23 protein-coding genes are annotated in these 21,252 nt (G+C 64.7%); 9 read left to right on the top strand and 14 right to left on the bottom strand.

Features of this window, described 5'->3' with window-relative positions; genetic code table 11:
- Nucleotides 1-716 precede the first annotated feature (716 nt).
- The 13 genes from OOB33_RS20615 to OOB33_RS20675 form a co-directional block, all read right to left on the bottom strand.
- Nucleotides 717-1,352, bottom strand: coding sequence for a protein phosphatase CheZ (locus OOB33_RS20615; RefSeq protein WP_102769804.1), 636 nt, complete (start codon nucleotides 1,350-1,352; stop codon nucleotides 717-719).
- Between the two features lie 16 nt (nucleotides 1,353-1,368).
- Nucleotides 1,369-1,761 carry a chemotaxis response regulator CheY gene (gene cheY / locus OOB33_RS20620; protein ID WP_102769803.1) on the bottom strand — a complete coding sequence of 131 codons (393 nt, stop codon included), beginning with the start codon at nucleotides 1,759-1,761 and terminating at the stop codon, nucleotides 1,369-1,371.
- 27 nt (nucleotides 1,762-1,788) lie between these two features.
- Nucleotides 1,789-2,748, bottom strand: coding sequence for a flagellar motor protein MotB (motB, locus tag OOB33_RS20625; protein WP_102769802.1), 960 nt, complete (start codon nucleotides 2,746-2,748; stop codon nucleotides 1,789-1,791).
- A 438-nt stretch (nucleotides 2,749-3,186) separates the two neighbouring features.
- Nucleotides 3,187-4,044, bottom strand: coding sequence for a flagellar motor stator protein MotA (gene motA, locus OOB33_RS20630; protein WP_102769801.1), 858 nt, complete (start codon nucleotides 4,042-4,044; stop codon nucleotides 3,187-3,189).
- Between the two features lie 144 nt (nucleotides 4,045-4,188).
- Nucleotides 4,189-4,926: a class I SAM-dependent methyltransferase gene (locus OOB33_RS20635; protein ID WP_271009972.1), complete on the bottom strand. Its 738-nt coding sequence runs from the start codon at nucleotides 4,924-4,926 to the stop codon at nucleotides 4,189-4,191.
- A gap of 90 nt (nucleotides 4,927-5,016) precedes the next feature.
- A complete protein-coding gene (flhC, locus tag OOB33_RS20640; protein ID WP_102769797.1) occupies nucleotides 5,017-5,553 on the bottom strand; it encodes a flagellar transcriptional regulator FlhC in 537 nt (178 codons plus the stop codon).
- A gap of 170 nt (nucleotides 5,554-5,723) precedes the next feature.
- Nucleotides 5,724-6,047: a flagellar transcriptional regulator FlhD gene (flhD, locus tag OOB33_RS20645; protein WP_102769796.1), complete on the bottom strand. Its 324-nt coding sequence runs from the start codon at nucleotides 6,045-6,047 to the stop codon at nucleotides 5,724-5,726.
- A gap of 230 nt (nucleotides 6,048-6,277) precedes the next feature.
- Nucleotides 6,278-7,555 (bottom strand): flagellin lysine-N-methylase, encoded by a 1,278-nt coding sequence (gene fliB / locus OOB33_RS20650; protein ID WP_271009973.1) that lies wholly within the window; start codon nucleotides 7,553-7,555, stop codon nucleotides 6,278-6,280.
- A 143-nt stretch (nucleotides 7,556-7,698) separates the two neighbouring features.
- Entirely contained in the window at nucleotides 7,699-8,745 is a 1,047-nt protein-coding gene (locus OOB33_RS20655; RefSeq protein WP_271009974.1) for a glycosyltransferase, read from the bottom strand.
- A 22-nt stretch (nucleotides 8,746-8,767) separates the two neighbouring features.
- The gene (gene flhC, locus OOB33_RS20660) at nucleotides 8,768-9,304 is read right to left on the bottom strand and encodes a flagellar transcriptional regulator FlhC (protein ID WP_102769797.1); all 537 of its coding nucleotides are present in this window, start codon (nucleotides 9,302-9,304) and stop codon (nucleotides 8,768-8,770) included.
- A gap of 157 nt (nucleotides 9,305-9,461) precedes the next feature.
- Nucleotides 9,462-9,785, bottom strand: coding sequence for a flagellar transcriptional regulator FlhD (gene flhD / locus OOB33_RS20665; RefSeq protein WP_102769796.1), 324 nt, complete (start codon nucleotides 9,783-9,785; stop codon nucleotides 9,462-9,464).
- A 244-nt stretch (nucleotides 9,786-10,029) separates the two neighbouring features.
- Nucleotides 10,030-10,551, bottom strand: coding sequence for a tetratricopeptide repeat protein (locus tag OOB33_RS20670; RefSeq protein WP_102769795.1), 522 nt, complete (start codon nucleotides 10,549-10,551; stop codon nucleotides 10,030-10,032).
- Nucleotides 10,552-11,476: 925 nt separating this feature from the next.
- Nucleotides 11,477-11,659, bottom strand: coding sequence for a hypothetical protein (locus OOB33_RS20675; RefSeq protein ID WP_243392960.1), 183 nt, complete (start codon nucleotides 11,657-11,659; stop codon nucleotides 11,477-11,479).
- Between OOB33_RS20675 and OOB33_RS20680 the strand changes: the two genes are divergently transcribed.
- From OOB33_RS20680 to OOB33_RS20715, 8 genes are all read left to right on the top strand, one after another.
- Nucleotides 11,586-12,392: a flagellin N-terminal helical domain-containing protein gene (locus OOB33_RS20680; protein WP_271010093.1), complete on the top strand. Its 807-nt coding sequence runs from the start codon at nucleotides 11,586-11,588 to the stop codon at nucleotides 12,390-12,392. The two genes, OOB33_RS20675 and OOB33_RS20680, sit on opposite strands and share 74 nt — an antisense overlap.
- A 396-nt stretch (nucleotides 12,393-12,788) precedes the next feature.
- Entirely contained in the window at nucleotides 12,789-13,634 is an 846-nt protein-coding gene (locus OOB33_RS20685) for a flagellin N-terminal helical domain-containing protein (protein WP_102769793.1), read from the top strand.
- 351 nt (nucleotides 13,635-13,985) lie between these two features.
- Nucleotides 13,986-14,831: a flagellin N-terminal helical domain-containing protein gene (locus OOB33_RS20690; RefSeq protein WP_102769792.1), complete on the top strand. Its 846-nt coding sequence runs from the start codon at nucleotides 13,986-13,988 to the stop codon at nucleotides 14,829-14,831.
- 181 nt (nucleotides 14,832-15,012) lie between these two features.
- Complete coding sequence (gene fliD, locus OOB33_RS20695; RefSeq protein ID WP_271009975.1) at nucleotides 15,013-16,443, top strand: flagellar filament capping protein FliD; 1,431 nt, start codon at nucleotides 15,013-15,015, stop codon at nucleotides 16,441-16,443.
- 258 nt (nucleotides 16,444-16,701) lie between these two features.
- Nucleotides 16,702-17,133, top strand: a complete 432-nt coding sequence (fliS, locus tag OOB33_RS20700) for a flagellar export chaperone FliS (protein WP_102769790.1) — start codon at nucleotides 16,702-16,704, stop codon at nucleotides 17,131-17,133.
- Between the two features lie 33 nt (nucleotides 17,134-17,166).
- The gene (locus tag OOB33_RS20705) at nucleotides 17,167-17,466 is read left to right on the top strand and encodes a flagellar protein FliT (RefSeq protein ID WP_102769789.1); all 300 of its coding nucleotides are present in this window, start codon (nucleotides 17,167-17,169) and stop codon (nucleotides 17,464-17,466) included.
- A 73-nt stretch (nucleotides 17,467-17,539) separates the two neighbouring features.
- Nucleotides 17,540-18,325: a flagellar brake protein gene (locus OOB33_RS20710; RefSeq protein ID WP_271009976.1), complete on the top strand. Its 786-nt coding sequence runs from the start codon at nucleotides 17,540-17,542 to the stop codon at nucleotides 18,323-18,325.
- On the top strand, nucleotides 18,322-18,870 hold the full coding sequence (locus tag OOB33_RS20715; protein WP_271009977.1) for a pilus assembly FimT family protein: 549 nt from the start codon (nucleotides 18,322-18,324) through the stop codon (nucleotides 18,868-18,870). Before OOB33_RS20710 ends, OOB33_RS20715 begins: the two co-directional genes overlap by 4 nt.
- 95 nt (nucleotides 18,871-18,965) lie before the next feature.
- Here the strand turns inward: OOB33_RS20715 and fliE are convergent, their stop codons facing one another.
- A complete protein-coding gene (fliE, locus tag OOB33_RS20720; protein WP_102769786.1) occupies nucleotides 18,966-19,289 on the bottom strand; it encodes a flagellar hook-basal body complex protein FliE in 324 nt (107 codons plus the stop codon).
- A gap of 260 nt (nucleotides 19,290-19,549) precedes the next feature.
- Here fliE and fliF point away from each other — a divergent pair, with 260 nt between their 5' ends.
- Entirely contained in the window at nucleotides 19,550-21,232 is a 1,683-nt protein-coding gene (gene fliF, locus OOB33_RS20725) for a flagellar basal-body MS-ring/collar protein FliF (RefSeq protein ID WP_102769785.1), read from the top strand.
- Nucleotides 21,233-21,252: the final 20 nt, after the last annotated feature.

Consider the following 21,252-nt stretch of genomic DNA (forward strand, 5'->3'; position numbering starts at 1 on the left):
CGGTACCAGAGGCTGAAGCGTTGGGGCGGCTTGCGGCATTTAGCCGCCTTTGGTTTTGCTCGTGAGGCCCTGCAGCCCGCGCCGCCACCGGGCTCATGGTTCCGGGGTCGGCCCTGGCGGGCCGACTTCCCTGCGCTGCTCGCACCTCGGGGCTGGCGCATAACTCACTCCGCTCACTGCGTTCGCTTCGTTCAGACAGAAGCGCCAAGTCAGAACTTGAAGCGCACGAGTACGTGCGCGCCCCGAGGCGCTGCGCTGCTCGGCCCGGCACAAATCGCCCGGCAGCGGCACGGGCTGCAGGGCGCTTGCATCGCGATCGATCTGCCTCATCCACGGTGGAACACGCCATCTCCGGAGGTGGCTCGGCCCGCCGATGGGCGATTTGTGCGCGGCCGAGGGCGCAGCGGAGCGGCTCAGGCGCGTGTACTCACGCGCTTCAAGCTCTGACTCGGCGCCACTGTTTGACCACAGTGAGCGCAGCGAACGGAGGGAGTTTGGCGCCGTTGAGCCGCAGAGTGAGCACCGAGGGAAGCCGGCTCGCAGAGCCGACCCGCGAACCATGAGCCCGGCGGCGGGACGAGACACCGCAGCGAGAACGACAAACACAACAGAGATCCGCCATGTGCCGCTTGCCACTGCCGCCCACCGTCTTCGCGCGAGCAACAAAAAACCCGCCGCAGCGGGTTTCTTTCCGGAGGGTCTGGAAGCCCTGGGTTTCAGAAGCCCAGGCTGGCCAGCAGGTCGTCCACCTCGCCTTGGTCGGCGACGATGTCGGTGCGGCCTTCGGGGTTCACGACCGGGCCTTGCAGGATGCTGGGGTCGACCTTCTCGCGCTGCTCGGGCGGGACGATGGACACCAGCAGCTTGACCAGGCTGTCTTCCAGGTCATTGGCCAGGGTCACCACCTTGGCCACGACTTGGCCGGTCAGGTCATGGAAATCCTGGGCCATCATGATGTCGGTCAGGTGGCCGTCGATGCGCGCCGTGCGGTCTTCGACTTCCTTGACAAAGTTCAGCACCGCACCGCTGGCCACGGCCTTGACCGGATCGGCCACGATGGCTGCGGCCATGGCATTGGTGGCGGCGGTGATGTGGGCGTGGTCTTCCTTGGCCTGGTCGACCGAGTTCAAGACCTTGTTGGCGGCGGCAGCGGTCTTGGTGGCGATGTAGCTCAGGCGGCTGCGAGCGTCGGGCAGGCCGTCGGTCGCGACCTGGAGCTTGGGCATGACACCCAATTGCTGCATGGTGTCGTGCAGCACGCGGGTGATGGTACCGATCTGCTGAAAGACTTCAGGAGAGACGGTCAGCGGATCGGTACCGCTGGTGAGTTTGCTCAGTTCTTCCATCTGCATGGTCGTCTCCCAGGGCTCAGGCCGAAGCGGCCAGTTTCTGCATGATCTTGACGACCTTCTCTTCCAGCGTGGCCTTGGTGAAAGGCTTGACGATGTAGCCGGCGGCACCGCTCTGGGCGGCCAGCACGATGTCTTCCTTGCGGGCTTCGGCGGTCACCATCAGCACCGGCAGATGCTTGAGGTTGGGATCTTCCTTGATGGCCTTGAGCAACTCGAAGCCGGTCATGTTCGGCATGTTGATGTCACTGACGACGAAGTCGTACTTGGCCAGCTTGAGCTTGCTCAGGGCGTCGACCCCGTCTTCCGCTTCTTCGCAGTTGTTGTAGCCGATTTCCTTCAGCAGGCCCCGCACGATGCGGCGCATGGTGGAGAAATCGTCGACAACCAAAAATTTCATGTCAGTGCTCATGGCTTTCCTCGCAGGGGCTAGAGAGACTTATCGGGGTTTGGGGTTGGAACTTGAGGGGTTTTTCGGTGCCCCAGGCGGGTCTGCAGCGCCAGCCTCTTCGCCGTCTTCTTCCGGGGGCACATTCTTCAAGACCGCATCCTCGGCATCGCGATTCATCACGATGATGCTGATGCGGCGATTGATCGGGCTTTCGGGTTGCTTGGGGTCGAGCAGCTTGCTGGAGGCCAGGCCCTGCACCCGCAGCGTACGCGATTCCGGCAGGCCGCCGGCGATCAACTCGCGCCGGGAGGAATTGGCACGATCGGCCGACAGCTCCCAGTTGCTGTAGCCACGCTCACCACCGGCAAATCCCAAAGCATCGGTGTGTCCCTCCAGGGTCAAACGGTTGGGCACTTCCTTTAGCACGGAGCCGAGCTCCTGCAACAAGGCCCGCATATAGGGTTTCACAACTGCGCTGCCGCTGTCAAACATGGGGCGGTTGTTTTCATCCACTATTTGAATGCGCAAGCCTTCCTTGGTCATGTCGAGGCGGATCTGCCCGCCCAGCGAGGCCAGTTGCGGGTTGTTGGCCAGCACCTCTTCGACCTTGTCCTTCAGCTCCTCCAGCCGGGCCTTTTCGGCCTTGCGCTGCTCTTCCTTGAGTGCGCGCAGGCTGAAAGTGCGCTGGCGCGCCTCGACATCGCCGGCCTTGACCTGGCCCGACTCACGCGTCAGGTCCTTGCCGCCGCCTTTGACGATGTGGGAGGAATCGCCCGAACCCGAGCCGCCCTGCATGGCCACCTTGAGCGGCGAGCCGAAGTAATCGGCGATGCCTTTTTTATCGCCCTCGGTGGTGGAACCGAGCAGCCACATCAGCAGGAAGAAGGCCATCATGGCCGTCACAAAGTCGGCGTAGGCAATCTTCCAAGCGCCGCCATGGGCGGCATGGCCGCCCTTTTTGACGCGCTTGATGATGATGGGCTGAAGCTTTTTGGCGTCACCGGCCATAACGAGCCCCCACGTCGCCGATTACGGCTCCTGCCCCCCGAGGGGGCGCGGCCCGCCTTGGGAGCGGCCCGGCGGCGGGCACAGCCCCCACCTCGCCGATTACGGCTCCTGCCCCCCGAGGGGGCGCGGCCCGCCTTGGGAGCGGCCCGGCGGCGGGCACAGCCCCCACCTCGCCGATGACGGCTCCTGCCCCCCGAGGGGGCGCGGCCCGCCTTGGGAGCGGCCCGGCGGCGGGCACAGCCCCCACCTCGCCGATGACGGCTCCTGCCCCCCGAGGGGGCGCGGCCCGCCTTGGGAGCGGCCCGGCGGCGGGCACAGCCCCCACCTCGCCGATGACGGCTCCTGCCCCCCGAGGGGGCGCGGCCCGCCTTGGGAGCGGCCCGGCGGCGGGCCTGACCACTTCGAACAAACGACTGCGCTTGCTGTGGGTCATGGTGCTCACTTCTTCTTCACATGAGCTTCAAGCTCGGCGAAGGTTGGGCGGTCGCCCGAGTACAGCACCTTGCGGCCGAATTCGATGGCCACCTGCGGGGCATAGCCCTGCATGCTGGCGAGCAAGGTGGTCTTGATGCATTGCAGTTCTTTGCCTGCGTCTTCGACCTTCTGCTCCAGCAAGCCGGCGAGCGGCTCGGCAAAGCCATAGGCCATCAGAATGCCGAGGAAGGTACCGACCAGAGCGGAGCCGATCATGCCGCCCAGCACGGCCGGGGGCTGGCCCACCGAGCCCATGGTGTTCACCACACCCAGCACGGCGGCCACGATGCCGAAAGCCGGCAAGCCACCCGCGATGCGCTGCAATGCGGCCACGGCGGCATGCTCTTCGGCGTGGTGGGTGTCGATTTCGGCGTCCATCAGCGACTCGATCTCGTGGGCATTGAGATTGCCCGAGACCATCATGCGCAGGTAATCGGTAATGAACTCGGTGACATGGTGATCATTGCCGACCACGGGGTATTTCTGGAACAGCGGCGAGCTGTGCGGGTCTTCGACGTCTTTTTCGATCGACATCAACCCTTCCTTGCGGGCCTTTTGCAAGATGTCGTACATCAGGGCCAGCAGCTCCATATAGCGGGCCTTGCTGAACTTGCTGCCCTTGAAGCACTGACCCAATCCAGCCACGGCGCCCTTGACCACCTTCATCTGGTTGTTGGCCAGGAAGGCGCCGATGGCGGCCCCCAGAATGGTGGTCACTTCAAACGGCAAGGCTTTCAAAATGACGCCGATATTGCCGCCGTGGGCAATGTAGACGCCGAAGATGCAAGCCATGGAAACGGCCCAACCGATGATGACAAACATGGTGTTTTCTTTGAAAGCTCTCCGGTCCTTATCGGCCGGAGCTTGATGCGCTTGAGTGTGCCCGGGGCCTGCTTCGCGCACTCCATGCAACTGGCCGGTTTTGACCGCCCAAACTGCAGCTGTGCCTCACCGAGAACCACAGCATCAGCGCACCGCACCTGGCAGCTGGTACAGCCAGACCCGATGCCGGCCACCCAGCTCCAGGCAGGCCACGGCGCCCTGCCCTTCGATCTCGAAATCCAGGCTGACCAGCCAGCTGCCCGGGCGCATCTCCGCACGGGCCTTGCTCCAGACCCGGGCCATGGACTCCGGCCGCTGGAACACATAGACCATGCCGAACGGCGCCCAGGGCTGCGCCCACATATCACCACGCTCGACCCGTGCCCAAGGGCAAAGCCAGCGGGCCAGGCGCGCCAACAAGGGGCTCCATTCGATGCCCTGCAGCTGCACCTGCGGGTAACAGCGACGCAGTTCACGCAGGCCGTGACCGAGGCCACATCCGGCATCCAGCACCACCTCGCCTGGCGCCACGGGCGCCAGCGCCGGCAAGTCCTTCAGGGCACCCACGGGGGTTGGAAAGAGCGGTGCATCACCCCAGCTGCGACGCGGGTAAGCCAGCAGCAGCAAGACCAGGGGCAGCAACCAGGACCAAGCCGGCCAAGCGGACGCACCGCCGGCCAGAAGAATTGACAGAGGAAAGCCCAAGGCCACCATCAGGCGCCGCCAACGGGCGCTGTGGAAGAAGGCCAGGCCGGCACCCAGCGCCGCGGCGGCAAGCAAGGCCGGCCACGCGGCAAAGCCCGCACGCTGCAGCTGCATGAACAGCAGCCAAGCAGCACCCCAGCTGAGCAGGGCAGGCAACGGCCAGCGCATCCAGGGCATGAAGGGGCGGAAAAGAAGGCTGAAGAGGAAAGCGTCGGCAAGGACTCAGCAGAGCACGGCCAGCGACCGAGGCGCTGGGGCTTGCAGAGCTCAGTGCATCTGGATCGCGCCCTGGGCGCGGCCCTTGCCCGCACGGGCCGGCGGGTTGCACATGCCGCAGACATAGTGACGGGCAATCTCGTGCGGGTGGGTCACGAAGTGGCCGCCGCAGCTCGAGCACTTGGTCATGGTCAGCATGCCGTTGTCGATGAACTTCACCAGGCGCCAGGCGCGGGTGATGGACAACATGGCCTCCAGGCCTTGCGCCTGCGTCTGCTCTTGATACAGCTGGTAGGCCTTGATCACCGCGTCAATCTCGTCCAGCTCCGACACCTTGTTCAGGTACTCGTGCACGTTCAGGAACAGCGAGGCGTGGATATTGGGCTGCCAGGTCATGAACCAGTCGGTCGAGAACGGCAGCTGGCCCTTGCTGGGGCTCTTGCCCGAGACTTCCTTGTACAGGCGCAGCAGTCGCTCGTAGGACAGGTCCGTTTCCGACTCCAGCACTTGCAGGCGCGCACCCAGATTGATCAGGGTCACCGCACGTTCGATCTGGCGGGCTTCGGTCAGGATGCTCTTGTTGCGCATGATGGAGTCTCTCGAAACTTGGTGTTGGTGTTTGCGGGGCAGCGCCGGGCCGCTATTTCCTTGAAGGAAGGGCGGCCCCGCGGAGCGAATCAGCGGCGGGCCCTGCCCGGCCTTGATCCGAACCCCCTCGGGGGGTGGCTGCGCGGTCCCGCGCAGCCGGGGGTCTACATTCAGGCGGCTTCTTGGTGGCGGCCGGCCATCAGGATGCTGGCGTGCAGGCGGCCGACGCCGTCGTTGGCCGCCGTCTTGCTATGGCTGGTCAGCAGGCCCCAGACCAGGTCATCGTCCATGCGGAAGCGGCACAGCAAGGTGTTGCCCGAGGAGATCTTCATCAGCTGCGCCGGGCTCAGCGTCGAGATCAAGGTGGCCGTGTCTTCCGAGATGCCCAGGCGGTACAGCGCCTGCTCGCGGTCCGTGCGGATCAGGTTCTGCGCCAGCATCAGGTAGTTCAGATTGGCTTCACGGATCTCGGCGAGGATTTGGTCTGCATTCATGGTCTGACTCCGGTCTGTTTGCGATTCGTCTCAACGTGAAACGAATTGTGAAGACCCGATCAGCCCCGCAACATCAGCCCAAATCCAGCTCTTGAGTCCCGGTTCTTCCCAGAACCTTGTCAGGCAACTTCCTACAAGCCCGCTGCAGACCGTGAAATATCTGGCTTTTCCTGCCCATGGCGGACGGCAGCTTGGCGCTGTCAGGCGCCCTGCCCTGGCGCGAGCACGGCTCAGAGCAACAGGGTCGCCAGCACTTCCAGGCGCAGGGCCCCGCGCTCCTGCAGAAGCTGCATCACACCCGGCATGAAACGCCGGTTGTGCTCGATATTGCGGGCCACACCGTAGACCGCACGGATGACGTCATTCACCCCAAAAGCCGGGCCACGCAGGGCCGCGAGTCCGACGAGGTAGAAGCGAATCAAGGCAAGGCGAACGGCCAGATCCATGTACTCCGTCTGCAGCTCGGCCGTGCCTCGACGCGGGAACACCGCGGCCTGCAAGGCATTGAGCGTGTAGTTCTTGAGCAAATGGGGATGCTGCGCCAGGAAGGGGCGCAGCACCTGCTGATCGGCATCTTGGTAACGGGCCAGGCACACTTCCATGGACTCGCCCAGCAGCAGGCCCTGGCTGACCTCATCCATCAGGGCGCGGAAGGAAGCCCTTCCACCATGCTCGCGCATGAAGCGCTGACAGGCGCCCAGCAAGAGGCTGAACTGAGCCTCCTTGGGCACAGGCAGTCCTTGCACCAGCTCGGCCGCGCACGACAGGGAATCGGGGCGCAAGAACTGATCAAGCACCTGCTCCAGCGCCGCATCGCTCGCTGCGGCTGAGCCCGGCTCCCCCAGGGCCGCGATACGGCGCCAGAGCAGACCGCCATACACCAGGGCCTGTTCTGCCGTGAGCGAATCCAGACGCACCAGGGCATCCATGAGCGTGGCCAGCATGGGCGCATGACGGCGAACCAGATCGGGTTCTTCGGCCGACGGGAAGGGGTCGCGCCGGCGATGCAAGGCCGGGGCAAGTTCGGGATTGATGTCCAGCGAAATCTCGCTCATGTCCAGGGCCGAGGCATCGCTGAGCGCAAGGCGTGCAGCCTCGGGGCAGCTCAGGCTGGCACACAGGCCCAGATGTTGGCCGTCATGGACATACATGCGCGGGTAGTCGTTGCAGGTGCCGGACAAGGCCTCGGCGCCCAAGGACTTCTGGATGCTGCAGAGGCGGTCGCTGTCGAGCATGGGACACATTTCGTCCACCTTGAGCGAAATGCTGGCGTAAGCGCCATGGGCCGACGCAGGATCGGCATGTCGCTGCACATGGTGCCGAAGCTGGCTCGCCAGTGGCTCGATGCGGATGGTTTGGTAGCGTTTGTAGGTGCGCTCATCGATGGCGATGCTCCAGCTTCCGCAGCAGCTTTCCACACAGTCAGCCCCCACACAACGAAATGTCTGCATGTAACGCGGCGCCATCGCCTGGATGCGGCGGGCCTGGGGATGGGCGGGTGTTTTCATGCCGGGGCTGCTCTTCGCTGTGAATCGCGCGCGGATGTGCGCGTCAGAGCATTGGATACCGCAGGCCCATCCGGCCATCGCCAGAAAAGCTGCGGACGCACCCAGCAGATCCAGAGCGAGCTCGAAGGCCGGCTCGCGAGCCCTCAGGCGGCCAGGGCGAAGCGCTGCCGCAAGGCCTGGGCCTCGTCCGGGCGGCCGGTGCCATCCAGCACCAGGGCCAGGTTGTGGGCGGCCAGATGGCTGCCGCGCCCGGCCACCGCGCCACTGAGCTCGGGTCGCTCACCGATCTCCAGGCAGCGCCGCCAGGCGTCTTCGATCATGGGGAGCAAGGCCGGCGCCTGCTCGGGCAGATCGGCGGCACAGTCGAGCAAAAGGTCGCCGAGGGCGAAAAAGAAGTCGGGCGACTCGGCGCAGACGTCCAGTTGGCTCTGTGCGAAATCCATGCCGGCATCGTGGCGCTTGAGCTGCTTGAGGCCGAACAACCGCCGCGCGACCAGGTCCATCCACCAACCCGGCGGCGTCGGCGCCAGGGCCGCCGCCTGGGCAAAGCTGGTCTCGGCCGCCGCATAGTCCTCGTAGACCGACTGGTCCTTGCCGAGCTGGTACCAAAGGTAAGCATCATCCGGGCGCTGCTGCAGCTCCTGGCGTAACAGCGCTTCATTGCGGCCGCGCTTGGCCTGCAGACGATCGGGCAGATAGCCATCGTGGCCGATCTGCACGGCCAGAGCGCGCAGCGGCAGCTGATGCTGGGGCTGCTCGTGGATGCGGCCGGCATAGCGCACGGCAGCCGGCAAGACGCGGCTCAGCCGGGCGTGCGCCTCGCGCTGCGCGCCATCGTGAAAATGGTCGACCAGCTCGATGCTGGCGACATGGTCCGGGGCTTGATGGCGCAAAGCCTGCAGGGCCGGGCCACCGGCGATCAGCCATTCATCGGCATCGAGCACCAGATGCCAGTCCGCCCCGCCCGCTTGCGCGGCGTCCAGTGCCGCGTTGCGAGCCGCGGAAAAATCGTCGCACCAGGCAAAGTGCTGCACGCGCGCGCCTGCCGCCTGGGCCAGGGCCGGCGTGGCGTCGCTGGAGCCGGTGTCCAGCACCAGCATCTCATCGACCCAGGGCCGGACGCTGTCCAGCAGGCGGCCTATCGTCGCCGCCTCATCGCGGGCGATGACGACCAGACAGACGCGGTACATGAGGCTTCGGTCTCAGAGCGGCTCAGTGCATCTGGATCGCGCCCTGGGCGCGGCCCTTGCCCGCACGGGCCGGCGGGTTGCACATGCCGCAGACATAGTGACGGGCAATCTCATGCGGGTGGGTCACGAAGTGGCCGCCGCAGCTCGAGCACTTGGTCATGGTCAGCATGCCGTTGTCGATGAACTTCACCAGGCGCCAGGCGCGGGTGATGGACAACATGGCCTCCAGGCCTTGCGCCTGCGTCTGCTCTTGATACAGCTGGTAGGCCTTGATCACCGCGTCAATCTCATCCAGCTCCGACACCTTGTTCAGGTACTCGTGCACGTTCAGGAACAGCGAGGCGTGGATATTCGGCTGCCAGGTCATGAACCAGTCGGTCGAGAACGGCAGCTGGCCCTTGCTGGGGCTCTTGCCCGAGACTTCCTTGTACAGGCGCAGCAGTCGCTCGTAGGACAGGTCCGTTTCCGACTCCAGCACTTGCAGGCGCGCACCCAGATTGATCAGGGTCACCGCACGTTCGATCTGGCGGGCTTCGGTCAGGATGCTCTTGTTGCGCATGATGGAGTCTCTCGAAATTTGGTGTTGGTGTTTGCGGGGCAGCGCCGGGCCGCTCCCAAGCGCCCCGCGGAGCGAATCAGCGGCGGGCCCTGCCCGGCCTTGATTCGAACCCCCTCGGGGGGTGGCTGCGCGGTCCCGCGCAGCCGGGGGTCTACATTCAGGCGGCTTCTTGGTGGCGGCCGGCCATCAGGATGCTGGCGTGCAGGCGGCCGACGCCGTCGTTGGCCGCCGTCTTGCTGTGGCTGGTCAGCAGGCCCCAGACCAGGTCATCGTCCATGCGGAAGCGGCACAGCAAGGTGTTGCCCGAGGAGATCTTCATCAGCTGCGCCGGGCTCAGCGTCGAGATCAGGGTGGCCGTGTCTTCCGAGATGCCCAGGCGGTACAGCGCCTGCTCGCGGTCCGTGCGGATCAGGTTCTGCGCCAGCATCAGGTAGTTCAGATTGGCTTCACGGATCTCGGCGAGGATTTGGTCTGCGTTCATGGTCTGACTCCGGTCTGTTTGCGATTCGTCTCAACGTGAAACGAATTGTGAAGACCCGATCAGCCCCGCAACATCAGCCCAAATCCAGCTCTTGAGTCCCGGTTCTTCCCAGAACCTTGTCAGGCAAACTCTTACAAGCGCGTCCAGCACGTGCCTGCTGCTTCGGGGCGCTGCCCTGTCCCAGGGCCGGCCCGCAGGGCGGGCGTGAACTGCGTCACGCCGCGCGCCCTGTCATCCTCGACGCTCAGTCGCCCAGACCGAGCAGGGAATTCAAACGCGCCAGCTCGGCCTCGGCCACCGGCAGCAGATCCGGGGCTTCGTCCAACAGGCTGTCCATGGCCAGCGGTTCCAGGCGCAGCAGATGGCGCAGGGTCTTCTGGGCCTGCAGGGTCTTGCCCAGGCCCGAGCAGGCGAAGCCCAGGGTGTAGAGGCTGGGGCCATGGTGCGGATGCAATTCCAGCGCACGCTTGGCGTAGGTCGCGGCCTGGGCCAGCTCGCCAGCGCTCAGCAGCAAGGCGGCCAGATCGCTCATCAGATCGTGCGACATCGGGGTCTGCTCCAGCGCCTGCTTGAGCATGGACATGCCCAGGCCCAAGCGGCCGTGCGCGGCCTCGACAAAGGCAGCATTGCGGGCCTGGGCCAGCAGAAGCGCCGCCTCGGTGCCCATTTCGGTCGGCTGCGCCTGCGGGGCCGGAGCGAGCGCGGCTTGCGACTCGATCTGGCCTTGCTTGCCGGCCTTCTTGCTTGCTTGCGTCGTTGTGTGCATTTCAATCTCCAAAGGTGTTGATGCCATTCACAGCCAGCGCCTGAGTCCAGCGCACCATCGTTCCCGATCGATCCAAAAAACCACGGACCAGCCACCCGACCCGGGCCACGTCATTCCGTGGCCAGTCGGGCTGTGCGTGCTGCGGCCTTGAGCTGGTACTGGCTTTGGAAGCGCACGCGCGGGGCGCGCATTTCGACCGCAATGGAGTGGACTTTAGGTGGGCGTGCACGCCTGATTCGCGAGAAAAGCACGGGCTTGGCGCCCTTACTCCAAGCCTGTGCGCAGCCGGTGCCGCCGAAAACAAGTCAGAGCGAGGCCGAATTCGAGATTGCTCCTCTCGACCGGCCGCGATGCCATCCCGCTCTGCTCCTGTTTCAGCTGACCTTGTGAAGTGATGGCATGAAGCAATCGAAGACCGAGACCTGCAGTTCATGCATCAACCCGGGTACTTGGCGGTTTGATGGACCATCCAGCCGCTGCCCACGCGGCCCCGGGGCCATGCATGCCTCCAGTTCAGCACATCCACGAAGAATAGGACTTTCCCAGCCACAGCTCGCACACGCGCCTCACGACAGCTGCACGACACCCTCGCATGCCGCTGGCCCTCTTCACTTGTTGTTTGCGCCTGTCTCTGCTCTCTCAGCCCTCGCTGCATCCGGCCGTCGGGGCCCGCAGGCTCGGGGCGCCAGGCGATCCGAAGAACAAGACCAGGACCCAGCCGCTTATCGAGCGATCCAGCCTCTTGACAAACAGCACTTAAGTTCCGACTGGTGCTGTCCGATACCACTTCCAACGGGTCTGGAAACAGGCGCGTGGTCCGGTAACAAGGCCGCTGGTTGAGCACTCTCGCAAGGGAATGCAGGGCTTCACAGGCTGACTGGCGCCGGGCGGGGTGGATGGAAGAGTCACAAGGCTTTCGTCCACGTCACAAATGCCGCAAGGCATTTGCCAACACGTCGGCGCTGAGCCGGGAATCTTCGTAGCTGAAACAGGAGCGCATCATGCCCGCAATCATCAATAGCAATATTGCTTCTCTGAACGCGCAACGCAACGTTGCCACGTCACAGTCTTCTCTCTCCATCTCCATGCAGCGCTTGTCTTCGGGCATGCGTGTCAACTCTGCCAAGGACGATGCCGCCGGTCTGGCCATCGCGGAACGCATGAGCGCCCAGGTGCGCGGCATGAACGTCGCGGTGCGCAATGCCAATGACGGCATCTCGCTGGCGCAGACCGCAGAAGGCGCGCTGGGCAAGGTGGCCGACTCTCTGCAACGCATGCGCGAGCTGGGTGTGCAGGCCCGTAACGCCACCAACACCACCACCGACCTGGACTCGATCGGCAAGGAGTTCGCCGAACTGGGCGCCGAAATCCAGCGGGTGCTGGGCGGCACCACCTTCAATGGCACGGCCATCCTCGGTGCTGGCGCAGGGGCCAAGGCCTTCCAGATTGGCGCCAACACCACAACCAATGACGTGGTCACGGTGACCACCACCAATATGGGTGGCAACGCCGACATCACAGCCGTCACCAGCGATGTGATCGACAACACCAAAACCGCTGCAGACCTGAAGACCACGATCGACAACATCGACACGGCCATCAACACGGTCAGCTCCGAGCGCGCCACCTTGGGCGCGGCCCAGAACCGCTTCGACGCCGTGATCTCCAATCTGATGGTCTCGGTGGAAAACCAGAGCGCTTCGCGAAGCCGCATTCTGGACGCCGACTACGCGACGGAAACCGCCAATCTGAGCCGCTCGCAGATCCTGCAGCAGGCGGGCACGGCCATGATTGCGCAAGCAAATCAGATGCCGCAGCAAGTCCTGTCGCTTCTTCGATGACCCCGGGCCAGCCTCGCTGGCCCTGAGTACGCCCGTCGTCACAGAAACGGCGACCCTCACCCCTCCAGCACAAGCCCCTTGACGCTGCCCTCTCGGCGGGGCAGCGTCTTTTTTAAGGGCTGTTTTTCAAAAAAAGGCAAGAAAAAATCTTCAAGGGATTCAAGACATTGCTCGATAACTTTCCCAACGGGCCCGAGGAAACAAGGGACACCGTGGTCCGGTCAGCCGGCCCTGTGCAGACGCCTCATGCGAGGCGCCGCACCAGGCAGGACGCGGACGGTGCAGAACAGGCGGCCCCGGCTGCCTGGCTGCTGGCAAAGCCGCTTTGCAAGCGGCCAAGTTATCGACCGTATAGACCGGGTTTCCGGGATGTCTTGAACACCGAAAGGATTGAAAATGCCCTCCATCATCAACACCAATATTGGCTCGTTGAACGCACAACGTAACGCGTCAACCACACAGCTCTCTCTGGCCACCTCCATGCAACGCCTGTCTTCGGGCATGCGCGTCAATTCCTCCAAGGATGACGCCGCTGGCCTGGCGATCGCCGAGCGCATGCAAGCCCAGGTGCGCGGCATGAACGTCGCCGTGCGCAATGCCAACGATGGCATCTCGCTGGCGCAGACCGCTGAAGGGGCCCTGTCCAAAGTGGGTGACTCCCTGCAGCGCATGCGTGAGCTGGCGGTGCAGGCCCGCAATGCCACCAACACCACCACGGACCTGGATTCCATCGGCAAGGAGTTCGCCGAGCTGGGCTCGGAAATCCAGCGCGTGCTGGCCGGCACCACCTTCAACGGCACCGCCATCCTCGGCGCAGGTGCGAAGGCCAATGACTTCCAGATCGGCGCCAACACGACGGTGAACGATATGGTGACGGTGACCACCACCAATCTGACCACCGATACCGACATCACGGCAGTCACCGGTGACGCGATCGACAACACCAAGACCGTGGCCGATCTGAAGACCACCATCGACAACATCGACACGGCCATCAACACGGTCAGCTCGACGCGAGCCACCTTGGGTGCGGCTCAGAACCGCTTCGAAGCGGTGATCTCCAACCTGATGGTGTCGGTGGAAAACCAGAGCGCTTCGCGCAGCCGCATCATGGATGCCGACTACGCCTCGGAAACCGCCAACCTCAGCCGCGCGCAGATCCTGCAGCAGGCCGGCACGGCGATGGTCTCGCAGGCCAACCAGATGCCGCAGCAAGTGCTGTCGCTGCTGCGTGGCGGCTGAGCCGCCGCTCGGCTGAAACGCCACCGAAGGCCGGCTCGCCGGCCCCGACAAACGACTCTCCGCTCGCTCCGCCACCCTGGCTTGCTCCAGGGCGCGGAGCTTTTTTATGGCTGTGGTTTCACGGCCTTTTCCTGCTTTCGAGGCACGACAGACTGCTCAAGAATTTGGCCATCGGGTTGAAACATGGAAAGCATCACCCGACGTCCGGACCCAAGCCCCCGGCCCCACCAGGCCCAAGCTTGAACAGACCGGGCGAGTTGACAAGCGAAGGCGCCGGCTCGGCCGGCTCCCCACACTTGGATTGACGCGCCGGCCTGGCCGGGAGTTACCGGATTCTGTAGGAGTGCTCAAATGCCGCAAACCATCAATACCAATATTGCCTCGCTGAACGCGCAGCGCAATCTGAACATGTCGCAGGGCTCCCTCGGGGTGTCCATGCAGCGCCTGTCCTCGGGTATGCGAGTCAATTCCGCCAAGGACGATGCGGCAGGCCTGGCGATTGCCGAGCGCATGCATGCCCAGGTCCGAGGCATGAACGTCGCCATCCGCAATGCCAACGACGGCATCTCGCTGGCACAGACCGCTGAAGGCGCGCTGTCCAAGGTCGGCGACACGCTGCAACGCATGCGTGAGCTGTCGGTGCAGTCCCGCAACGCCACCAACACCACCACCGACCTGGATTCCATCGGCAAGGAATTCGGCGAGCTGGCTCTGGAAATCGGCCGCGTGCTGGCGGGCACCACCTTCAACGGCAAGAAGATCCTGGGCGCCGATGCGGTGATCCCGCAGGAGTTCCAGGTCGGCCCCAACACCGGCGCGGAAGACACCATCACGGTGACCACCTCGGACATGACGGTGGACCCCACCATCACCGCAGTCACCGGTGCCACCATCGGCAATGCCTCGACCACAGCCGATATCAAGGTCATCATCGACAACATCGACATCGCCCTGAACACGGTCAGCAGCCAGCGCGCCACGCTGGGCGCCTCGCAGAACCGTTTCGAGGCCGTGATCTCGAACCTGCAGGTTTCGGTGGAAAACCAAAGCGCCGCACGCAGCCGCATCATGGATGCCGACTACGCGGCAGAAACCTCCAACCTCAGCCGCACCCAGATCCTGCAACAGGCTGGCAATGCCATGGTGGCCCAGGCCAACCAGCTGCCACAGCAGGTGCTGAGTCTGCTGAAGGGTTGATCGGCCCCGCCTCGCCGGCCTGGCGCCGACGAGCGCGCGCACGGTTTCTCTCAAGTTTTGAGCACCTTCGGCCGATACCGCCTTTGCGTATCGGCCTTTTTTGTCTCGACCCCGCGATCTGTCGCCGTTTGGACCACAAGACTCGGACGCGGATCTTTCGCACGCCACAGGGAGTCCCATCATGGCAAGCATCACCTCCGCCGGCATTGGCAGCGGCCTCGACATCGAGTCACTGATCACCAAGCTGGTCTCGGTGGAACGGAAGCCGATCGCCACCTTGAAGACCGCCACCGACGGCTTGAAAACACAGCTCTCGGCCTATGGCAAGGTGCAAAGCAGCCTCTCGGCCTTGCGCGATGCCGCGGCCAAGCTGACCAACCCCGACACCTGGGGCGCGGGCCTGGGCACCTCCAGCGACGCCAGCAGCGTCAGCGTCACCCCGGGCCCAGGCGCCGCTGCAGGCAATGTGGCCGTCTCAGTCAGCCGGCTGGCCACGGCGCAGTCGGTCTCCACCAGCTACCAGCCCGCCACCGGGCCAATCGGCCAAGGCAGCATCACCATCGAGCTCGGCAAATGGAATGCCGACCAGACCAGCTTTGACCCCAAGGCCGGCAGCACCGCGGTGACCATCGACATCAGCGATGGTGGCAACACCCTGGCCCAGATCCGCGACAAGATCAACGCCGCCAAGGCCGGCGTCACAGCCTCCATCGTCACCGATCAGGGCGGCTCCCGTCTGGTCATGCGATCCACCGAAACCGGCGCCAGCAATGGCTTTCGCATCGGTGTGATCGATGGCGATGGGCTGCTGGACGGCCAGGGCCTGGACGCCCTGTCCTTCGACCCGCGCACGCCCGACGCCTCCAAGGCCACCCAGAACCAGGCCGCCGGCAATGCCCTGGCCAAGCTCAACGGGCTGGACATTGAATCGGAAACCAACACACTCAAGGACTCCATCGACGGCCTGACCATCAACTTGCTCAAGCCCACCACCGCCGATGTCAACCTGACCATCTCGGCGGACAAAGAGGCCATCAAGAAAGCCGTCACGGATTTCGCCACCGCCTACAGCAGCCTGGCGGCCCTGGTGAAGGACCAGACCAAGTACGACCAAGCCAACAAAACCGCCGGCACCCTGCAAGGCGAAGGCTCGGTGCTGAGTGTGCAATCGGCCATGCGTGGCGTCAGCGGCGGCACCACCACCCTGGGTGGCAAGTTCAGCCGCCTGGCCGACATCGGCCTGGACCCCGTGGCCGACGGCAGCCTCAAGGTCACCACGACCAAGCTGGACAAATCCATGGCCGATCTGGACAGCCTCAAGCAGCTCTTCATGGCCGTGGACAACGGCAACGCCGAGAACAGCGGCATTGCGCAGCGCATGCGCAAGTTCGCCGACCAGGCCCTGGGCATTGACGGCAGCCTGAGCACGCGACAAAAAGGCCTGCAGGACCGCATCAACGGCAACGCTCTGCAAAGCACCAAACTGGAAGAAAAGGCCACACTGGCCGAGACCCGGCTGCGCGCGCGCTACACCGCACTCGATGTGCAGATGGGCAAGCTCAACAACCTGTCCAGCTATGTCAGCCAGCAAATGGCCTTGCTGAACAAGTAAGGGCCGCGGCCCCTCGACCCTGCACGCGCGCTGCAGCGTCTGATCCCCTCCGAGCAAGCGGTGGTTTCGCAAGAAGCCACCGCTTGTTTGCTTTGTGAAGCATGCAAAAGCACGGCGCCAGCCGCCGTCCAGCCGGCACAAATTCGCACTTTCTTCAAGCCCGCGTTTGCAGGCAGATGCGGTGTCTTCCAGCACTCAAGTTCAGCGCCCCGGGGTCGAAAACAATTCAACACGAGCTTCCCCGGAAAGAATCCCACCATGTACGGCAACGCAGCCTCTCCGTTCGCATCCAGGACACAGCGCGCCTCGATGTACCGCAAGGTCGGACTGGAGACCGATGTTCAAAGCGCCAGCCCGCACCGTCTGGTCGCCATGCTGTTCGACGGCATCTTTGCCGCCATGAATCAAGCCCTGGTCGCCATCGAGACCAACAACACCGAGCTGAAGAACAACTCGCTGTGCCGCGCGGTTCGGATTCTGGACGAGGGCCTCAAAGCCACGCTGAACCTGGAAGCCGGCCCGCTGGCCCAGGACCTGGGTGACCTCTACGCCTACCTGTGCATGCGCCTGACTCAGGCCAATTTGCGCAGCGATGCAACCCTGATCGAAGAGTGCCAACGCCTGCTCACCCCGGTACGAGACGCCTGGACCGCCATCGGCCAGTCGCCGGAAGTGCAGCGCGCGGCCTGATCCATCTAACACTTGTTTCTTGCGGAAATTGTGATGAACACCCAACTTCTGAGCTACTACGAAGCCATTGAGCAAGCCAGCGCCGATATGCTGTCCGCCGCACGCACCGGCAACTGGGACGAAGTCGTCAAGCTCGAGGGCGCTTGCGTGCTGCTGATCTCCCAGCTCAAGCATGCCGCTGCCGGTGAAAAACTGGCCCCCGAAGAGAACAAGCTGAAGACACGCATCATGCAGCGCATCCTGCTCAACGACGCCGAGATCCGCCATCTGGCCGAACCCTGGCTGGATGATCTGGACCAGGTGCTGTCCGGCAAGAGCAAAACCTTGCACTGAACACCGGCCCACGGTCTTTCAACGCGCCGCCCGGGAGCCTGCCAGACCCCCCGGGCGAAACCGCCCCTCCCGCATGAGCTCCACTCCGCCTCCCTCCACCTCGCCCGACTCGGCTGCCTCTGCCGACTCGGGCGATTTTCGTATCCAGTCCCCGGTCGAGATTCTCGGTCTGCTGCAGCGCCTGCAGCAGGAGCAGACCCCGCTGATCCTCAGCACACCGGAGGGCCTCAGCCTCTCCACCCGAGTCTGCGAACTCGATGCCGACAAGGGCCGATTGCTGCTGGACCGGCCCGCAGCCGCCAGCCCGCTGCCGAACCTGCTGGGCGCCCAGGAGCTGACAGCCGTGGCCTATCTGGACCAGATCCGCCTGCAGTTCGATCTGGAGGGGCTGATGCTTTTGCAAGCCGGCCCGCAAGCCAGCCAGGATGATCTGCTGCACGCCAATCTGCCTCAGCAGCTCTACCGCTTTCAGCGCCGCCAGGCCTTTCGCGTGCGCCCGACCAGCCGCACGCCGCAAGCCCATGTCTGCGTGCCCGGCGCCGACGAGGCCAGCCCCATCACCCTCAGCCTGCGCGTGCTGGACCTGAGCCTCGGTGGCCTGGCCCTGCTGCTGCCGCCCGGGCCGGCTGCGCCGGCCACCGGCCAGCTGCTGCAGGCCGTGCGGGTGGAGCTGGACCGGCACACCCGCCTGATGGTGGATCTGCGCCTGCAGCATGTGCGCCCGCAAACCGACGGCAGCCGCCAGCTGGGCTTGACCTTCGAGAACCTCGACCCACTCGCCGAGCGTGATCTGCAACACTATGTGGAACAGGCGCAGAAGATGGCACGCCTGCTGCGCAAGGCCCAGGGCACCCCATGAATCACAACAGCCGCCCGAACATGCACCGCGGCTTCACCCTGCTCGAAGCGGCCGTGGTCATGGCCGTGCTGGCCGTGGTGATGGCCGTTGCCGTGCCCAGTTACCGCAGCTTCATCCAGCGCCAGCAGCTGCGCGACGCGGCCAACAGCCTGCTGATGGACCTGCGCAACGCGCGGGAGATGAGCGTGTCCCAGCGCAGCCCGGTGTTCGTGAGCTTTCAGGCCGGGCCAGAGTGGTGCTGGGGCATCAGCCGCGACCACCCCTGCGACTGCGGCCCCACGGTGGCCGGCAGCAGCAAGTCCTTCGATCCAGCCACTGGGCGAGCCACCGCCTGCACACTGACCCGTAGCAAGGGGCGTGACTACCCCGATGTTCGGATGGATTCAGCCGTCGATGCCGAGTTTGAGCCAGCCCTGGGCCAGGCGCCGCGACATGGCGCCACGGCCTTCAGCACCGGCAAGGGCCAAGCCCTGCGCGTAGAACTCAACAGCATGGGGCGGGTGCAGGTGTGCGGGCCGGCAGCCCAGACGGCCTCGCCCTGCTGAAGGCCTCGGGCCTGGAGCGCAACGCGGGAAGCCTTGCGCAAGAAACAGCATCGAATGCCGCGGGACGGGCGGAGCCTCAGCCCCCCCCTACCCCGTCAGACCTGCATGTTCATGATTTCCGAATAGGCGGACACCAGGCGGTTGCGGACCTGCAAGGTGGCTTGGAAACCGATCTGGGCCTTCTGCATGGCCACCATGGTCTCTTCCAGGCTGACGGTCGGGTTGTCCAGCTGCACCTCGCGCTGCAAGCGTGAGGCCTCGTTCTGCGAGCGACTCACGCCTTGCATGGCCTGGGCCATGGCGTCGCCAAAACTGGCGCCGCCCGTGGCCTTGGCCTTGGACAGCGGCTCGCCATTGATGTTCAGGCCAGCGCGCGCGGTGGCCTGGGCGAAATCAAAAGGTCTGAGCTTCAGTTCCATGACAAGGGACTCCATCCACGCCCCGTGGCCAAGGCGAAGCCAGGGCCGGAGCGATGGAGGGAACTGTAGGCCCGGACGCGCCGCCTGAAGGAGGGAACTGCGCTCGGTTCTTCGGCCTGTTCCAGGCTTTCTTGAGGGGGCAAATCCGAATAATTCAATGCATCGGCAATGCCTGTCGCCCGCCGTGAAAACCATCACGGATTGGCACCCGCCTCTTCACTTTCAGACCGACAGACCCGCCCTCCAGCCCGGCCCGACTCATGGACAACGCCCTCAGCCCCGCCGCCAACACCCTGCCCTTGGTGACACCCGAGCCTGCCAGCTTCGGTGCCCGCCTTGCAGCCTTGCCGGTGCGCAACAAGCTGATGATGGGCGGCGGCCTGGCCATGCTGGCCGCCGCCGTGCTGGCCATCACCCTGTGGTCCAACCAGGGCGACTACCGGCCGGTGTTCACCGGCTTGTCCGACAAGGACGGCGGCGCCGTCATCGCCCAGCTGGCCCAGCTGAACGTGCCCTACCGCCACGAACCCGGCGGCACCATTCTCGTGCCGGCGGCCCAGGTTTACGACGTGCGCATGAAGCTGGCCTCGGCCGGCCTGCCCAAGGGCAGCAGCGTGGGCTTCGAGCTGATGGACAAGAGCTCCATCGGCCAGACCCAGTTCAACGAACGGCTGAACTTCCAGCGCGGCCTGGAAGGCGAACTGACCCGCACCATCACCGCCCTGGCCGATGTGGCCGATGCCCGCGTGCACCTGGCCATGCCGGAGCAAAACGGCTTCTTCCGCGAGCAGCAAAAGCCCAGCGCCTCGGTCATGCTGACCCTGCGCGGCGGCCGCTCGCTGGATCGCGCCCAGATCGCCGGCATCGTCCACCTGGTTTCGGCCAGCGTGCCGGGTCTGTCGGCCAAGGCCGTCAGCGTGCTGGATCAGACCGGAGCCCTGCTGTCCAACAGCCCGGAAGCCAGCAATGGCCTGGACAGCCAACAGCTGCAATACAAGCAGCAAATCGAATCGAACTTCAACAAGCGCATTTATGAGCTGCTGGAGCCAGTGGTGGGCCGCGGCAATCTGCGCGCCACGGTGACGGCCGATGTCGACTTTTCGCAGATCGAGAGCACGGCCGAAGAGTACAAGCCCAATCGAGGCCAAGGCGCCACCGCCGCGGTGCGCAGCGCCCAGACCAACGAGTCCGTCAACGGCACGCCCGCGCCACCGACCGGCGTGCCCGGTGCCGCCGCCAACCAGCCGCAAGCCCCGGCCACCGCACCCATCGAAGGCGAAGCTGCGCCACTGCAGGCCGCCGGCGGTTCGCCCAGCAACAGCACCAAGCGCGACTCCATCACCAACTACGAGCTCGACAAGACCGTGCGCGTGGTGCGCAACGCCACCGGCAATGTGCGCCGCCTGAATGCGGCCGTGGTCATCAACCACCGCCCCAACACCGACCCCAAGTCCAAGGTTGCCAACATCCCTGTGCCGCAGGAAGAGCTGGACAAGCTGACCGCTCTGGTCAAGGAGACCATGGGCTTCAACCAGGAGCGTGGTGACTCGCTCAAGATCATCAGCGCGCCCTTCCTGCAAGACAAGCAAGAAGAAGTGGAACTGCCGCTGTGGAAGCAGCCCTTTGTGCTGGACCTGCTGCGCAGCGCTGCCGTGCCACTGGCCCTGGTGCTGGTGGCCCTGATTGCCGTGTTCGGCATGGTGCGCCCGGCCATCAAGGCCGCCAACCCGCCACCGCCGGAAGCCAGCGACACCGCCTCGCAGCTCAACGCCGTGGTCGACGACGAGAACGAACTGCCCGCCCTGGGCGCCGACGGCGGCCTGCCCGCCCTGAGCGGCCCGGTGGCTAACGAAAAACTTGAGCGTGCCCGCGCACTGGCTCGCGAGAACCCGATTGCCGTGGCCAACATCATGCGCAACTGGATCAACGGTGAGGTCGAGTGAGCCGGACCGGCCGCGCGTCT

This window comes from Paucibacter sp. B51, from assembly GCF_027863535.1.
Lineage (GTDB): Bacteria > Pseudomonadota > Gammaproteobacteria > Burkholderiales > Burkholderiaceae_C > Paucibacter_A > Paucibacter_A aquatilis.

Coding starts and splice junctions, on each gene's coding strand:
- OOB33_RS20615 (WP_102769804.1), bottom strand. CDS start 1,352: ATGCAGATGGAAGAACTGAGCAAACTCACCAGCGGTACCGATCCGCTG.
- cheY (WP_102769803.1), bottom strand. CDS start 1,761: ATGAGCACTGACATGAAATTTTTGGTTGTCGACGATTTCTCCACCATG.
- motB (WP_102769802.1), bottom strand. CDS start 2,748: ATGGCCGGTGACGCCAAAAAGCTTCAGCCCATCATCATCAAGCGCGTC.
- motA (WP_102769801.1), bottom strand. CDS start 4,044: ATGTTTGTCATCATCGGTTGGGCCGTTTCCATGGCTTGCATCTTCGGC.
- OOB33_RS20635 (WP_271009972.1), bottom strand. CDS start 4,926: ATGCCCTGGATGCGCTGGCCGTTGCCTGCCCTGCTCAGCTGGGGTGCT.
- flhC (WP_102769797.1), bottom strand. CDS start 5,553: ATGCGCAACAAGAGCATCCTGACCGAAGCCCGCCAGATCGAACGTGCG.
- flhD (WP_102769796.1), bottom strand. CDS start 6,047: ATGAATGCAGACCAAATCCTCGCCGAGATCCGTGAAGCCAATCTGAAC.
- fliB (WP_271009973.1), bottom strand. CDS start 7,555: ATGAAAACACCCGCCCATCCCCAGGCCCGCCGCATCCAGGCGATGGCG.
- OOB33_RS20655 (WP_271009974.1), bottom strand. CDS start 8,745: ATGTACCGCGTCTGTCTGGTCGTCATCGCCCGCGATGAGGCGGCGACG.
- flhC (WP_102769797.1), bottom strand. CDS start 9,304: ATGCGCAACAAGAGCATCCTGACCGAAGCCCGCCAGATCGAACGTGCG.
- flhD (WP_102769796.1), bottom strand. CDS start 9,785: ATGAACGCAGACCAAATCCTCGCCGAGATCCGTGAAGCCAATCTGAAC.
- OOB33_RS20670 (WP_102769795.1), bottom strand. CDS start 10,551: ATGCACACAACGACGCAAGCAAGCAAGAAGGCCGGCAAGCAAGGCCAG.
- OOB33_RS20675 (WP_243392960.1), bottom strand. CDS start 11,659: ATGCCCGAAGACAAGCGCTGCATGGAGATGGAGAGAGAAGACTGTGAC.
- OOB33_RS20685 (WP_102769793.1), top strand. CDS start 12,789: ATGCCCTCCATCATCAACACCAATATTGGCTCGTTGAACGCACAACGT.
- OOB33_RS20690 (WP_102769792.1), top strand. CDS start 13,986: ATGCCGCAAACCATCAATACCAATATTGCCTCGCTGAACGCGCAGCGC.
- fliD (WP_271009975.1), top strand. CDS start 15,013: ATGGCAAGCATCACCTCCGCCGGCATTGGCAGCGGCCTCGACATCGAG.
- fliS (WP_102769790.1), top strand. CDS start 16,702: ATGTACGGCAACGCAGCCTCTCCGTTCGCATCCAGGACACAGCGCGCC.
- OOB33_RS20705 (WP_102769789.1), top strand. CDS start 17,167: ATGAACACCCAACTTCTGAGCTACTACGAAGCCATTGAGCAAGCCAGC.
- OOB33_RS20710 (WP_271009976.1), top strand. CDS start 17,540: ATGAGCTCCACTCCGCCTCCCTCCACCTCGCCCGACTCGGCTGCCTCT.
- OOB33_RS20715 (WP_271009977.1), top strand. CDS start 18,322: ATGAATCACAACAGCCGCCCGAACATGCACCGCGGCTTCACCCTGCTC.
- fliE (WP_102769786.1), bottom strand. CDS start 19,289: ATGGAACTGAAGCTCAGACCTTTTGATTTCGCCCAGGCCACCGCGCGC.
- fliF (WP_102769785.1), top strand. CDS start 19,550: ATGGACAACGCCCTCAGCCCCGCCGCCAACACCCTGCCCTTGGTGACA.